The sequence below is a fragment of the Pseudonocardia nigra genome (assembly GCF_019396355.1).
GTDB classification, from domain to species: Bacteria; Actinomycetota; Actinomycetes; order Mycobacteriales; family Pseudonocardiaceae; genus Pseudonocardia; species Pseudonocardia nigra.
This window is the reverse complement of the sequence record NZ_JAHKRK010000209.1, coordinates 1-14,562: the sequence shown is the minus strand read 5'-3', so window position 1 is coordinate 14,562 and position 14,562 is coordinate 1. Positions and strand designations below refer to the sequence as shown.

Annotated in this window: 10 protein-coding genes and 1 pseudogene; 3 read left to right on the top strand and 8 right to left on the bottom strand. The window is 68.7% G+C overall.

Going from position 1 to position 14,562, the window contains the following annotated elements; genetic code table 11:
* Nucleotides 1-525: 525 nt before the first annotated feature.
* From KME75_RS33505 to ggt, 7 genes are all read right to left on the bottom strand, one after another.
* On the bottom strand, nucleotides 526-1,461 hold the full coding sequence (locus KME75_RS33505; protein ID WP_219418957.1) for an IS630 family transposase: 936 nt from the start codon (nucleotides 1,459-1,461) through the stop codon (nucleotides 526-528).
* Nucleotides 1,462-1,728: 267 nt separating this feature from the next.
* Entirely contained in the window at nucleotides 1,729-2,451 is a 723-nt protein-coding gene (locus KME75_RS33500; RefSeq protein ID WP_219418956.1) for an enoyl-CoA hydratase/isomerase family protein, read from the bottom strand.
* A 119-nt stretch (nucleotides 2,452-2,570) separates the two neighbouring features.
* Nucleotides 2,571-4,679, bottom strand: coding sequence for an ABC transporter ATP-binding protein (locus KME75_RS33495; RefSeq protein ID WP_219418955.1), 2,109 nt, complete (start codon nucleotides 4,677-4,679; stop codon nucleotides 2,571-2,573).
* Nucleotides 4,676-5,500, bottom strand: coding sequence for an ABC transporter permease (locus KME75_RS33490; RefSeq protein ID WP_219418954.1), 825 nt, complete (start codon nucleotides 5,498-5,500; stop codon nucleotides 4,676-4,678). The genes KME75_RS33495 and KME75_RS33490 overlap by 4 nt, the downstream gene beginning before the upstream one ends.
* Nucleotides 5,497-6,450 carry an ABC transporter permease gene (locus tag KME75_RS33485; protein WP_219418953.1) on the bottom strand — a complete coding sequence of 318 codons (954 nt, stop codon included), beginning with the start codon at nucleotides 6,448-6,450 and terminating at the stop codon, nucleotides 5,497-5,499. The genes KME75_RS33490 and KME75_RS33485 overlap by 4 nt, the downstream gene beginning before the upstream one ends.
* 5 nt (nucleotides 6,451-6,455) lie before the next feature.
* Complete coding sequence (locus tag KME75_RS33480) at nucleotides 6,456-7,940, bottom strand: ABC transporter substrate-binding protein (RefSeq protein WP_219418952.1); 1,485 nt, start codon at nucleotides 7,938-7,940, stop codon at nucleotides 6,456-6,458.
* Nucleotide 7,941: 1 nt separating this feature from the next.
* Entirely contained in the window at nucleotides 7,942-9,780 is a 1,839-nt protein-coding gene (ggt, locus tag KME75_RS33475) for a gamma-glutamyltransferase (RefSeq protein ID WP_219418951.1), read from the bottom strand.
* 163 nt (nucleotides 9,781-9,943) lie between these two features.
* On the opposite strand from ggt, the gene KME75_RS33470 reads away from it, so the two are divergent.
* Nucleotides 9,944-11,386: a serine hydrolase domain-containing protein gene (locus tag KME75_RS33470; RefSeq protein WP_219418950.1), complete on the top strand. Its 1,443-nt coding sequence runs from the start codon at nucleotides 9,944-9,946 to the stop codon at nucleotides 11,384-11,386.
* A gap of 40 nt (nucleotides 11,387-11,426) precedes the next feature.
* Here KME75_RS33470 and KME75_RS33465 read toward each other — a convergent pair whose 3' ends face one another.
* The gene (locus KME75_RS33465) at nucleotides 11,427-12,191 is read right to left on the bottom strand and encodes an IclR family transcriptional regulator (protein ID WP_219418949.1); all 765 of its coding nucleotides are present in this window, start codon (nucleotides 12,189-12,191) and stop codon (nucleotides 11,427-11,429) included.
* 118 nt (nucleotides 12,192-12,309) lie between these two features.
* Here KME75_RS33465 and KME75_RS33460 point away from each other — a divergent pair, with 118 nt between their 5' ends.
* Together KME75_RS33460 and KME75_RS33455 are read left to right on the top strand one after the other, a co-directional pair.
* Nucleotides 12,310-13,503, top strand: coding sequence for a CaiB/BaiF CoA transferase family protein (locus KME75_RS33460; protein WP_219418948.1), 1,194 nt, complete (start codon nucleotides 12,310-12,312; stop codon nucleotides 13,501-13,503).
* Between the two features lie 224 nt (nucleotides 13,504-13,727).
* Nucleotides 13,728-14,282, top strand: a pseudogene (locus tag KME75_RS33455) (transposase); the annotation flags it as partial.
* Nucleotides 14,283-14,562: the final 280 nt, after the last annotated feature.

The window sequence follows — 14,562 nt, the reverse complement described above, 5'->3', positions numbered from 1 at the left end:
CTCACCGGCCACCCCTGGATGCCGGCACTACCCGCGCCCACCTGACCACGGACACCGAGCCGAGCGCACCGGAGGCCGAACGGCCGACCGGCGATCACGCCATGCCACCACACCGCTGAATGTTTACGCCCGGGCGTGTGCAGCATGCCGCGGCCGGCGATCACCGGACCTTGTCCGCGGACTCGCCTTCGGGTGCCAGCTTCCCGAGCAGGTCCACAGCAGGCGTCTGTTCGTCACGATGCTGGGCATCCGTCCGGGATGCCGTGACCGTTCCGGCCGTCCGAGTCAGGCGGCCGCCCCTGGCCAGCCGGCCGCCGTCGCACCCGGCATCCGGCCGCGGTGCAGGGGACCTCGATCACCTGGTCGAGGCTGACCCGTTGCGTGCCTGCTCGCACACCGTGGGGCCGAGGCGGTCGTCGCCGCGGACGGTGCGGCCCGCCGAGGTGATCTATCACCGCCTCCCCGAGTCCCCGACTGGCGCATCCACGGCGTGGTTCTCGGGTCGGCGTTCATCCAGCATCTGGGTCACGGCCGGTAGGACATGGTGTCGGCAATCGAGGCCAGGGCGCCGTCACGAAGGTAGGCGCGCCGGGAGCTGGTCGGCGAACGTGATCGTCTCGATGGGGTCTTCTCGAAGAACTCGATCACTCGTCCGCGGAAGAGGTGGACATGGCGGGCGGCGATCCGCTCGGCTTCGTCGAGATCCCTGGTGCGGATGGCGTCCAGCATCGCGCTGTGGTCGGTGCAGACCCTGCCCAGGTGGTCGTGGAGATCGAGGGCACCGCCGCGGTCGCCGCCGAAGCAGAGGAACGACAGGCGCTGGCCCAGGTTGTGCACGTTGTTGGCTAGCGTGCGCAGGTGCTCGTTGCGAGCGTAGCGCGCCTCGGCGCGGTGCAGCTCGGCGTTGGTCGCGGCGACCCGTCGCGGATCCGGATCGACCGCCTCGTCGGGCGGGTCGAGGTAGAGGCCGACGACGTCGTAGAGCTTGTCGACGAAGTGCGGGTCGGTGGACAGCTTCCAGTAGTCGACCTGGTGCGGCTTGAGCTCGAACGTCCGCCAGATCCGCGACACCGCGGTCTGGGTCAGCCCGGTATGAGCAGCCATCAGCCGCGTCGACCAGTGCGTGCCCTCGTCCGGTGGCGCCTGGTCCAGCGTGGCCGTCACGACCTGCTCGACCTGGACATCCGTGATCGTGCGCGGTCGGCCAGGCCGTGACCCATGGAACAGCCCGGCCAGCCGGTCGGCCACGAACCGGGACCGCCACTTGCCCACCATCTGCGGGGTCACCGAGAACTGGACGGCCACCGCCTTGTTCGTCGCACCCTGGGCGCAGGCCAGCACGATCTTGGCCCGCAGCGCGAGGGCTTGGGCACTCTTCAGGCGTCGCGCCCACCGCTGCAGCGTCTCCCGCTCGTCCTCGGTGAGCACCAACTCCGCGGTCGGCCGACCCGTCCTCGCCATCGAGGAAGACTACCAGAAATTATATTCCGGATTAATGACTCACGACACTAGCTGATCACCAATGATGTCGACGGACCAGAACGCCTCGCGGCACTGCGCCTCGCCCTGCTTCTCGACGCCCTACACAACAAGCCTCAGGATGATCAACCTGTCCAGTGGCGCAGCCGGCGCCGACCTCTACTCAGGCAGCAGGGCCTGCGAGCCGGAGTTCGACAGGATCAGGACGGGCAGAAAGCGGCTCCGATGCGAACATGCCGCCTGGCTCGTTCAGCGCCGGAAGTAGGTGCCGTCGCGCTTCTCGAAGAACGCACGCAGTGCCTCCTGATGATCTTCGGTGCGGTACATCTCGATGAACTTCACCGTCTGGAGCGCCTGGCCCTGTTCGAAGTCCAGCTCAAAGGCACGGGTGACGGCCGACTTCGCGGCCTCGACGGACAGCGGGGCACGTGTGGCGATCCGCTGCGCCTTGGCGAGCGCGGCGGCGGGCAGCGCGTCGGGCTCGTGGACCTCGGTGACCAGGCCCCAGCGCAGCGCCTGCTCCGCCGTATAGCGGCTGCCGGTCAGGATGATCTCCTTGGCCGCGCCGAGCCCGACGACGCGAGGTAGGCGCCAGAAGCTGACGATCAGTCCGACGTTCACCCCGGCCGCCACGAAGAACGCATCGGTCGAGGCCAGCCTGATGTCGCAGGCGAGCGCGAACTCTAGCCCGCCGCCGACGCTCGCCCCGTTGATCGCGGCGATGACGGGCATGCGGAGTGCCTCGATGCGATTGAGCATCCCGCTGAACTCCGCGATGTAATCGGCGAGCTGCTCGTCGGTCAAGGCCTGGTCCTCGCGGAGGTTGGCACCCGACGTGAAGGCCCGTCCGGTCCCGGTGATCACGACTGCGCGGATGTCGTCATCCGCCTCCACGATGTCCAGGGCGCGCAGCATGGACTGCCGGCTCTCCCAGGTGAAGGCGTTGGAGGGCGGGCTGTCGATGGTCAGCACGACGATGTGCGGGGTCTCGTAGCGCAGCGCGACGCCAACGCCGACCTCGGTGCTTGCGGTCATGGTTCATCTCCTCGGAACGGGGTTGGTGCACGCGGCAGCGACGCTGGCGAGCCGGGTCAGTTCGGGGCGGGCTTCCCTGCCGTGACAACGGGCCTGCCTGCCGATGCCGGTTCCGGGTAGTGGCAGGCACTTGAGTGTCCGATCCCCAGGCGGTCTTCCAGTTCGGGCACCTCCGACGCACATTTGTCGTCGGCCTTCCAGCACCGGGTGCGGAACACGCATCCCGACGGCGGTGCGGCGGGGCTGGGGATGCCTCCCACTAGAACAATCTTGTCGCCCCGATCGCGCTGCGTAGGATCGGGCAGCGGCACTGCCGACAGGAGCGCCTGAGTGTAGGGGTGAGTCGGGGTATCGTAGATATCGCTGCGGAAGCCGATCTCCATGATCTTCCCGAGATACATCACCGCCACGCGGTCGGACACGTGATGGACGACGGACAGGTCGTGGGCGATGAACAGGTACGCCAGATCGAGCTCGTCCTGCAGCTCCTGCAGCAGGTTGATCACCTGGGCCTGCACGGAGACGTCCAGTGCAGACACGGGCTCGTCCAGTACGATGACCCGCGGCTCCAGCGCTAGGGCGCGCGCGATGCCGACGCGCTGGCGCTGCCCGCCCGAGAGCTGATGCGGATAGCGGGCGGCGAACGCGGCCGATAGCCCGACGCGTTCGAGAAGCGTACGAACGTGGGTGAGTGAACGCTCCCCGTCGAACCTGCCGTGGATGCGTAGGGGCTCGGCCACCAGCTGGGAAACCTTCATCTTCGGGTCGAGGGACGTGTAGGGGTCCTGGAACACGATCTGCAGGTCGCGCCGCACGTCGCGAAGGGCCTTGCGGTCGTATCCCGTGATGTCCTGGCCCAGGAACGCGATCCGTCCCCCACTGGACGCGACCAGGCCCATGATCGCCTTTCCGACCGTCGTCTTGCCGGAACCCGATTCCCCCACCAGACCCAGCGTCTCGCCGGCCTTCAGCTCGAGGCTCACGCCTTCGACCGCCCGCACCGGGGGGCCCTGGCGGCCAAACAACCGCCGCTTCGCGGGGAAGTGCTTGACCAGATCGCGGACCTGCAGCAGCGCTCCGCCCGAGAACGACGTGCGGTTCCGGTCAATGGGTTCGGCAGCGCCGCGCGCAAGCACGGGACCCGTGACCACCGGCGGAGCCATCTCGGACCAGAAATGGCACGCGGCCACGTGCGACGGCCCGCTGGTCTCGTGTAGCGGAGGCTTCTCGATCGTGCACGCCGTGCGGCCCTGCGACAGCACGCAGCGGGGATGGAACGCACAGCCTGACGGCAGGTCGTGGAGGCTGGGTGCGTCGCCGGGGATGGGGACGAGGCGGTTGGCCCGGTCGCTCACCTGGGGCATGCTCCGCATCAGCCCCGCCGTGTACGGATGCCGCGGATTGTGGAAGATCGTGGTCACGTCACCGGATTCGATGATGCGGCCCCCGTACATGACCAGCACCCGGTCGGCGGTCTCGGCCACCACGCCCAGATCGTGGGTGATGATGATCGAAGCGGACCGGGTCTCCCGCTGCACCTTGCGCAGGACGTCCAACACCTGGGCCTGGATGGTCACGTCCAGTGCCGTAGTCGGCTCGTCGGCGATCAGGATCTCGGGGTCGTTGATGATCGCCATCGCGATCATTGCGCGTTGTCGCATGCCGCCGGAATACTCGTGGGGGTACTGGTCGTATCGCGCTTCCGGGTTCGGCAGCCCCACCAGGGTGAGCACCTCGACGGCCTTGGCCCGTGCGGCCGCCGCCCGCATCTTCGGGTGGTGCACCATGACCGCCTCGCTGAGTTGAGCGCCCACCGTGAAGACCGGGTTGAGCGAGGTCATCGGGTCCTGGAAGACCATGGCGACGTCGCGACCGCGGACGCGGCGCAGCTGCTCGGGAGGGAGTGCCAGCAGGTCGCGGCCACGGAACTGCACGCTCCCGCTGACGACCTTGCCGTCGCTCTTGGGTATCAGCCCGAGCGCCGACAGCACGGTGGCGCTCTTCCCCGATCCCGACTCCCCCACGATCCCCAGGGTCTCCCCGGGATACAGATCGAAGCTGACGTGGTCGACGGCGTGCACCACGCCCCCGCTTGTCCGGAACTCGGTGACGAGATCGCGCACGGACAGCACCGGCTCGCTCATGCGGATGTCGCGCTCCTTCACTTGTGCAGCCGAGGGTCGAGCACGTCGCGCAGCCCGTCCCCGAGCAGGCTGAACCCGAGTACAGCGACGACGATCGCCAAGCCGGCCCACGTCGAGATGCCGGGAGCGATGTCGAGGTACTGCTTGCCGTCGTTGATGACGGACCCCCACGTCGCCGTCGGCGGCGGCACACCCAGGCCCAGGAAGCTGAGCGTGGCCTCGACCAGGATCGCCGCGGCGATGCCCAGGCTGGTCGTGACGATCAGCGAGGGCAGCACGTTGGGCATGGCGTGCCGCGTGATGACGTAGGCATTGGTCGCCCCGAACGCCTCGCTGGCCTGCATGAACTCCCTCGACTTGACGGCGATCACGGCGCCCCGCAGCACCCGGCCGTAGTTGGGCACCGTCGTGACACCGATGGCGATGATCATGTTCACCATCGACGGTCCGAGGACGGCCACGATCGCCAGTGCCAGCAGGATGGTGGGGAACGACAGGATGATGTCGAACAAACGACCGATGACCATGTCGACCCACCCGCCGAGGTACCCGGCGAACAGCCCGAGCACGAGCCCCACGCCCGCACCGATCGCGACGGCCACCACGCCGGCTTGCAGTGACACCCGCGCGCCGTAGATGAGCCTGCTGAGCAGGTCCCGCCCGAACTGGTCGGTGCCCAGCAGGTGGCCGTTCTCCCCCGGCCCGAGCAGACGATCCGCCAGGTCCTGCACGTACGGGTCCTGGGGCGCCAGCAGGGGCGCGAGCAGCGCCGTGAGTATCACCAGCAGGACGAGTACCCCGCCGATCATCAGCGGCCGGCTGCCGGTCAGCCGTCTGGTCATCGGGTTACTTCCTCACGCGTCTTGAGCCGTGGGTCGAAGTAGGGGTAGGTGAGGTCCGTGAGGAGGTTGACGAGTACGAACGACACGGCGATGACCAGCGTGACGCCCTGCACGACGGGGTAGTCCCTGCCGAGGATGGCGTCGAGGAGCAGCTTGCCGATGCCGGGCCTGGCGAAGACCGTCTCCATCACGATGGTGCCGCCCAGCAGGTGGCCGAAGTTCAGCCCGATCACCGTGACAATGGGGATCGCCGCGTTGCGCAGCGCGTGCTTGTAGATGACGGCACGCTCGTCCAGGCCCTTCGCCCTCGCCGTGCGGACGTAATCCTCGCTGAGGACGTCGAGCATGCTAGATCTCGTCATCCTGGCGACCAGAGCCATGCCCGACAAGCCCAGCGCGACGGCCGGGAGCACCAGCGCCCGCAGGATCGAGCCGGTGTCGCCGGGCTCCCCGCCGCCGATGGCCGGGAGCCAGCCGAGGTTGATGGCGAACGCGGTCGACAGCAGGATGCCGACCCAGAACGGCGGCGCGGCCACCCCGAAACTGCTGATCACCAACGTCACGAAATCGGCGAAGCGGCCGCGCAGGGTCGCCCCGAGTATCCCCAGCGGCACCCCGAAGACCACCGACAACAGCACACCGGCGATCGCCAGTGTCGCGGTGGCGGGCAACCGGGCGGTGATCTGCTCGGCGACGGGCTGCCGGCTGGCGATCGACACCCCCAGGTCGCCTCGCAGCAGCCGGGCGAGGTAGTCGACGAACTGCGTCACCAACGGCTGATCGAGCCCCAGATCCTGGCGGGTCCTGGCAATCTGCTCCGCGGTCGCCTGGTCACCGAGCAGGGCACGGACGGGATCGCCGGGGATCATGTGGACGACCAGGAAGGTGACCACCAGCACGCCGAGCAACGTCGGTAGCACCGCGAGAACCCTGCGGAGAACCGTGTGCACGACGATCAGTCCACCGCGAGTGAGACATTGTCGAGGCGGATGCTCCGGAGCGGATCACCCACGAACCCCTTCACCCGGGAGTGGGTCGCGAACAGGAAGTCCTCGTGGTCTATGTAGTAGTAGGCGTTGCCCTCGGCGATCCGCTGCTGCACCTTGCCGAAGAGGTCGGCCCGCGTGGCCTCGTCGAGCGTCGCGGTCGCCTCGGCGAGCCACTGGTCCACCTCGGGGTCGCTGATCCGGGCCCAGTTGTTCTCCGGGATGCCGTCGGTGCTGAACCACGTCGCGAGCACGCGGTCGGGCGCCGGCTCCTGGCCGCGACTGAGGATGAACATCTGCAGTCCCTCAGGGGATTTGAGCGCCGCGAGCATGCTCTGCGCTTCCATCACCCGGATCTCGACCCGGACGCCGATCTTCGCGAGGTCCTGCTGGATCACGGTGGCGGGCCGGGTGAACCGGTCGATGTTGGGCACGGTGAAGGTGACGTCGACACCGCCGGCGTAGCCCGCCTCGCCCATCAGCCGGGTCGCCTCCGCCGGGTCGTACCGGTAGTCGAGAAGATTCTCACTCGCGTAGTTGGTTGCGGGCGACAGGATTCCGGTTGCCGGTGTTGAGATCCCCTTGAACAGGCCGTCGAGCATCGCGTCCCGATCGATCGCCAGCGTGACGGCCTTGCGGACCCGCGGGTCGTCGAACGGTGCGACGTCGGTCTTCATGCCGAAGAACCGGGTGATCAGCCCGGGCACCGAGGAGATCTCGATGTCGGGGTTGCCCTCGTAGCGGGCAAGGATGTCGGGGTCGGTCACCTGGATCATGTCGATCTCGTCGGCCGCGAACGCGTTGTTGCGCGTCGTCACGTCCGGGATGGCCTTGTAGCTCACCTGCCCGAGCGCGGGCTTGCCATCCCAGTACCCGCCGAAGGCCGTCAGGACCGTCTCCTGGCCGGGCGTCCACCGCTCGAACTGATAGGGCCCGGTGCCGACCGGGTCACGCGGGAACCCGGCGCCCTTCTCGGTCACCGCCTTCTCACTGACGATGCCGGTGTAGGAACTGGCCAGCTTGTCGGTGAGCGCCGGGTCCGGCGTGGTGAGCTCGAGAACCACCGTGTAGTCGCCCTCGGCGCGCACCGACTCCAAGGACGAGAGCAACGAGGCGTTGGGGGACGCCAGCGCGGGGTCGAGCAGCCGCTCGAGGCTGAAGACCACGTCGCGCGACGTGAGCTCGCCGAAGTCCTTATGGAACTGGACGCCCTGGCGGAGCTGGAACGTCCAGGTGGTGCCGGCGTCGTCGGTGGACCACTCGGTGGCCAGGCAGGGCACGACGTTCACGCCGCCCAGCTCGTACTTCACCAGACCCTCGAAGATGTTGGTCGTCATCTGCTTGTCGCCCACGGACGTGAGGACCTGCGGGTCCAGCGTGCCCAGGTCATACTCCTGGCCGACGCGCAGTGTGCCGCCATCCGGCCCGTCGCCTGCTCCGGACCCGTCAGGCACGCTAGCCGTGCAGCCCGAGGCCGTCATGAGCGCCAGCGCGATCAGCGCCGCAACGCCTGTCTTCCTCACGATGGGCCGTCCCTTTCGTCGATGTTGCTGCGGGAGCGGAGGTGGTCGGGCGCAAAGCAGGAAAGGTGACGCCGGCCGCGGCGCCGGTCCGCCGTACATCGGCCGCGCCCAGACACAATCCGGATTCCGGGTCCCGGGCGACCACTTGCACGGCCCCGAACCATGGCGACCGCGCGCTCCGGTACTCGACTTCGTGTCCTATGGCCGCGAGGCCGGCCTTGGTGTCCTCCGGAAGGTCCGACTCTGCTTCCAGCTCGTCACCGGACCAGTGCAGACGCGGCAGGTCGACGGCGTCCTGCAGGCCCATCCCCTGCTCGAGGACGTTGGAGAGCACCTGCGCCACGGCGTTCGGGATGCGGGTGCCGGACGGGCTGCCCAGCGCCATCACCGCCCGCCCGTCCTGCAGCACCAGGGTCGGCCACGGCCCCATCGGGCGGCGGTAGGGACTGATGCCGGCCGGACGAGGTCCCGGACGCGGGTCGAACAGCTTCATTGCGTTGTTGAGGATGATCCCGTGGCCCGGCACCGTCACGCAGGAGCCGAAGCCGTCGCCGAGGCTCTGCGACATGGAGACGAAGTTGCCGTGGCGGTCGACGTGTGAGTGGTGCGTCGTGCCGACCACCGGTGCCGGTGTGGTCGGAGCCGTCGAGGTCAGCAGGTCCGGGTGGGGCCGCTCGTCCTGGTAGGCCCACGGGTCGCCGGGCTCCGGGAAGGACGGCTTCGCGTGGTCGATTAGGGCCCGCCGCAGTCTCGCGTACTCCGGGCTCGTGAGCCCGGCGAGCGGGACGTTGACCTGCGTGTGGTCCCCGATGTGCAACGAACGTTCGGCGAAGGCCAGCTTCATCGACTCGATGAGCAGGTGGAGCCTGCCGGGTGCCAGTGGCGATCCGCCACCGAGGTTCAGGCCGTCCAGGATCGCCAGCAGGTTCATCAGCAGGGCGCTCGACGAGGGCGTGGCGCCGGCGATGCGGTGGCCCTTGTAGTCGACCCAGTCCGGTTCGCGCGTCCACATCAACTCTTCGGGGTAGCGGGCGAGGTCCTGTTCACTCAGGATGCCGCCGGAACCACTGATGTGCTCGACGATCGCCTTCGCGACGGTGCCCCGGTAAAACGGCTCGTAGCCCTGCTCGCCGATCGACTCGATGGTGTCGGCCAGATGGGGCTGCAGAAGCAGCTCGCCTTCGCGCCTCGGCATCCCGTCGGAGTGCAGGAACGTGGCCGCGGTCTCCGGGAACCGCGCCAGCCGGTCGCGGGTCTCGGCGATGAACGCAGCGATGCGGGCGGTTGCCGGCGAGCCGGTCCTGGCCCCGTGCACCGCGGGCGCGACGACCTCGCTGAGCTCCAACGCCCCCCAGCGGCGCTGGGCCGTGACCCACCCGCAGACGTTGCCCGGGATCGCGACGGCCAGCGCCCCGGTGGTGTTCAGGTCGTCACGCGTCTGGAACCGATAGCCGCCCTGGGTGGGGCCCGGCGTCCACGCGTACATCCCGGGGTCGGCGGCGCCGGGGGCGCAGGCGTAGAAGTCGAGGGCCACGGTCTCCTGCGACTCCGCGAGGTGCACCAGCATGTTGCCCTGGCCGCCCAGGTGCGACATCGCCGGCTCGTGCACGGCGAGCGCGAACGCGGTGGCCACGGCCGCATCGACCGCGTTGCCACCGCACATCAACATCTGGACGCCTGCGGCCGTCGCGCGGGGGTCGGACGAGGTGCACATGCCGCCGTAGGCCGTGACGTCCGCGGCCGTTCCGGGCCAAAGCTTCGGGAACTGCAACCGTGCCTCCGATCGGCGGGCCCCCGGGCTGTGCTGTTGTGCGGCACGGTGTGCCACATGTGCCACACTAGGGGCCCAATTGCGCGTGCGTCAATGCGGCTGACGGAAGGACCACATGGACATGCAGCCAGCGACCGACTTCCCCCCGGACCACAGTGGAGCGGTGATCCCTCTGCACCTGGTGCTGGCCACACCGGCCAAGGTCCTCTGCTCGGCCGTCTTCCTCTCCGGTCGCAGCCTCGAGGACGCGCGGCGGCACAGCCTCCTGCACGCCCTGTTCGTCCATCACCTGCACGACGTGCTGCTCGACCTCGTCGAGGTGGCCGTCGACGACGACGAGCGGGCAGTGACCGTGTCGGTGCCGCTCGACCGCGCCACCGTGGAGAAGATCGTCACCGGGTACCGCGCCTACTACGGCGATCTCGACGCGAACTGGCAGGCGGAGACGGAGCGGCTCGTCACCTTGGGCTCCGTCTCCCGCACGGCGCAATTCCTCGGGGACCAGGGCAGCGTCATCGTCCCCTCCGACGATCGCTCACTCGGCTTCACACCGGTCTCGGTGCGCACCACGTTGCCCGATCCAGGCACCCAGGACTGGCCGATGGGCGACGCGGCCGGTGCTGAGATCTCCCCGGTCGACCGGGAAGCCGTGGCCGCCGCCATCGACGACGGCTTCCGCGGCGACCTCACAGCCACAGCGGCCGTCGTCGTGCTGCACCGCGGCGAGATCGTCGGGGAGCGCTACCGCGACGGCATCGACGCGTACACACAGCTCGAGAGCTGGTCGATGGGGAAGAGCCTGACGGGCACGCTGATCGGGGTCCTGATCCAGCAGGGCCACTTGTCGCTCGACCAACCGGCACCGATCCGCGAGTGGCAGGGCGCGGGCGACCCCCGCGCCGACATCCGGATCCGCGACCTGATGCAGATGAGCGGCGGCCTTCTCTACTCGGGGCAGGACGACCCGCGCCGGCGTTGGCCCCTCGGCGTGCCGGAGCACCTCTACATCTACAGCGACGCCGTCAACGCGTTCGAGCGGGCCATCAGCGCACCGGCCGAGCACACGCCGGGCACCGTCGGCAGGTACCGCAACTGCGACCCGCTCACACTGGGGGCCATCGTGCGGCGCACCGTCACGGAGAAGCTGGGCGAGAACTACCACCAGTGGCCCCAAGCAGCACTGTTCGACCGGATCGGTATCCGTCGCCAGGTCCTCGAGACCGACTGGTACGGCAACTTCCTGCTCACCGGGTTCGACTACGGGACCGCCCGCAACTGGTCGCGGCTCGGGCAGCTGTACCTGCAGGACGGCATCTGGGAGGGCGAGCGGGTGCTCCCCAAGGGCTGGTCGGAGTTCGTCAGCACGCCGGCGCCAGGGTGGGATGAGCCGCGCTACGGCGGCCAGTTCTGGCTCAACGGCACCCGCGAGTTCGACCTGCCGGAGGAGGCGTACTTCATGGCTGGCTACGGCGAGCAGCGTGTTTTCGTCGTCCCCTCCGCCGAGCTGGTTGTCGTCCGCATGGGGCACCGCTCGGACACCGACGCTCCTCGGGAGGCCACGAACGCGATGCTGCGACAGCTCATGGAGGCTGTACGGGCCGCATGAGTCGGATCGGCCGGGTCAGCTGGTCGCGGCGGCACCGTACTCAGTGCCTGCCGCGGCCCAGCGCGCCGCTGATCTGCCGGACGGCTTCCTTCAGAAGCCCCCCATAGTGCACGGCCAGCTTCCGGTTCATGCGCTGCGCCGGCGTGGAGATGCTCATCCCCGCGATGGCGGAACCGTCGTCGGCGGTGATGGCGGCGGCGACGGCCGACACCCCGGTGCGCCACTCCTCGTCGTTGACGGCGTACCCGACTCGCCGGATCTCGGCCAGCTGCGCCAGCAGCTCCGTCTCGTCGGTGACCGTGGTCGACGTGTGGACGGCCAGCCCGCGCCGAATCAACGCGGAGACCTCCTCCTCGGAGCGCGTGGCCAGAATCGCCTTGCCATTGGCCGAGGCGTAGATGGGCGCGGCCATGCCCAGGGGGATGAACGTCCGGACCGGCTGGGGACTGTCGAGCCGCTCGATGACGATGACCTTGTCCTGCTCGGACACGGCCAGATGAACCGTTTCCTGGGTGGCCGAGCGCAGGCCCTCCATGACGGGCACGGCCACGTCCCGCAGGTTCAGCCCGCCCGCCGCGCGCTGGCCCGTCCGGAGCATGTGCGTGGTCAGACCCCATCGGGTCATCTCCGCTCCGATCGGCTGAATCCAGCCGGCCGCGTGCAGCGTGCGCAATGTTCTCTGCACGGTGCTCTTGGGCAGCTCGAGCAGACGGGCCAGTTCGCTCACACCCACCGGCTCGCGCGCAGCAACCTCGTCGAGCACGCGAAGTGCCGTCATCACGCTGCGGACCTCGTTGACGGCCATGACGCCCTTCCCTACGATGGACAATATTGGAACAGCGTACCGCCATGTGGCACGGCAGTTGCTGCCGGGTGGCAGCACCAGGCGCACCGCAATCCACCCCCGAGCCACCGGAGCCCGAATGTCGTCGGCCTTGAACGGTCTCAGAGTCCTTGATGTCACCCAGGTGATGGCAGGCCCCTTCTGCTGCCAACTCCTCGGCGACCTCGGCGCCGACGTCACGAAGGTCGAGCCCGTCGGTACCGGCGACGCCGCCCGCACCGGCATGGGCACCCGGCTGCCTGGGGGCGAGAGCTCCGCGTTCCTCGCCGTCAACCGCAACAAGCGCAGCATCGCCATCGACCTGAAGAGCGCTGCGGGCCGGGAGGTCTTCTATCGGCTGGCCAGCACCGCCGACGTGCTCGTCGAGAACTTCCGGCCGGGCGTCACGTCGAGGCTCGGCATCGACTACGACACGATTCAACAGATCAACCCCAGGATCGTCTATGCGTCCATCTCCGGCTTCGGGCAGACCGGTCCCTACGCGTCCCGCCCCGGATACGACCTCATAGCCCAAGCCATGGCCGGAGTGATGACCGTGAACGGCGAACCCGGCTCCGATCCCCTCAAGTGCGGTATCCCCGTCGCCGACCTGTCGGCCGGTATGTTCGGCGTGATCGGGATCCTGGCCGCCCATGTCGCTCGAGAGACCACTGGAGTCGGCCAGCACGTCGACGTCTCGCTGTACGAGTCGGCGTTGGCGCTGTCGATCTGGGAGACGGCCGAGCTGTGGGCCACCGGAGACCTCCCCGGTCCGGTCGGATCGGCGCATCGCATGAGCGCTCCGTACCAGAAGCTGCGGACTGCAGACGGCCATATCGTGGTCGGGGCGAACAACCAGCGGCTCTGGGGCGCACTGTGCTCCGTCCTCGAACGCACTGATCTGGAGATCGACGCTCGGTTCGCAACGAACGCCGACCGGATGCGACATCGCGACGAGCTGACCGTGGAGCTCGAGTCGATGCTCATGAAACGTCAGAGCGATGAGCTCGTCGCGACGCTGCTCGACGCCGGCGTGCCGGCAGCACCGATCCAGGGCTACCGGCAGGCCTGCGACGACCCGCACACCAAGGCGCGCAACATGGTCGTGACGATGGAGCACCCGGTCGAGGGCGAGGTCCGTGCTCTCGGCATCCCCGTGAAGATGAGTGTGACCCCGGGCGCCATCCGCCGTCCGGCACCGCTATTGGGTCAGCACACGGACGAGGTTCTTACAGAGGCCGGGTTTACTGCCGAGCAGAGCAGCGACCTGCGGAGCACCGGCGCCGTGGCGTGAACCGGCGGCCTCGACATGCAGCAGTTGTTTGGGCGCTCCTGCCCCGCGATTCCATAAGCCGGCGCCGAACCAGCGGGCCTGCTCGTCGTCGTAGATGGTGAAGCTTCCCCGGCCGAAGCACTGCTTGAGACCTGTGGTTGACGTGGGAGGGCCGTACCCTCCCGGTGATCTTGAGGCTCTCGAGCAAGACCGGCGCTGCAAAGCTGGTCGGGAAGGTACGACCCGTGCTCACCGTAGTTCCTGGAGCTGCCGGCGCCGATGACCCCCGCCGAGGCGGTGCGTCGTCGCTGATCGATGAGATCGTCCGTGACGGGGCCCGGCGGATGCTCGCCGAGGCCTTACAGGCCGAGGTCGATGACTACATCGCCCGCTTCGCCGCAGGGCGCGACGAGAACGGCCCCCGGCTGGTGGTGCGCAACGGAAGCCACCAGCCCCGCGAAGTGCTGACCAGCGCCGGAGTGGTGGAGGTGACCGCGCCGCGGGTCAACGACCGGCGCGTCGACCCCGACACCGGCGAGCGCCAACGGTTCTCCTCGGCGATCCTGCCCGCCTGGTGCCGCAAGACACCGAAGATCACCGAGGTGCTGCCGCTGCTCTACCTGCACGGGCTGTCCTCAGGTGATTTCGTGCCCGCGCTCGGGCAGTTCCTCGGTTCCACGGCCGGGCTGTCCGGGCCGGTGATCACCAAGTTGACCGAGGCGTGGAAGGCCGAGCAGCGCACCTTCGCAGCCCGGGATCTGTCCGGTGTGGACTACGTCTACCTGTGGGCCGACGGGATCGTGCGCCACGAGGCGCTGCATGACCGGGTGGAGGTGAAAGACCGTGCGCCACGAGGCGCTGTGACCCGTGTGCGGGTGTGAGTCCCGCGCCGCCGCTCCGTCGCAGAGGAGCGGTCGAAGCTGGGGGCAGCCGGGTCCGGTGAGACGACCGGGCCGGGTGGAGAGCAGCCCCGACAACGACGGGACGCACCGGCACTACCGGACGGTGCGGGTCCGGCAAGCGAGACGGGAAGGTGGACGCGAGGAACCAGCGGTGTAAAGCCCCTCAAGACCTCCGCCA

What these genes read in the sequence shown, in the direction of transcription:
- KME75_RS33505 (WP_219418957.1), bottom strand. Translation starts at nt 1,461, where the DNA reads ATGGCGAGGACGGGTCGGCCGACCGCGGAGTTGGTGCTCACCGAGGAC.
- KME75_RS33490 (WP_219418954.1), bottom strand. Translation starts at nt 5,500, where the DNA reads ATGACCAGACGGCTGACCGGCAGCCGGCCGCTGATGATCGGCGGGGTA.
- KME75_RS33465 (WP_219418949.1), bottom strand. Translation starts at nt 12,191, where the DNA reads ATGGCCGTCAACGAGGTCCGCAGCGTGATGACGGCACTTCGCGTGCTC.
- KME75_RS33460 (WP_219418948.1), top strand. Translation starts at nt 12,310, where the DNA reads ATGTCGTCGGCCTTGAACGGTCTCAGAGTCCTTGATGTCACCCAGGTG.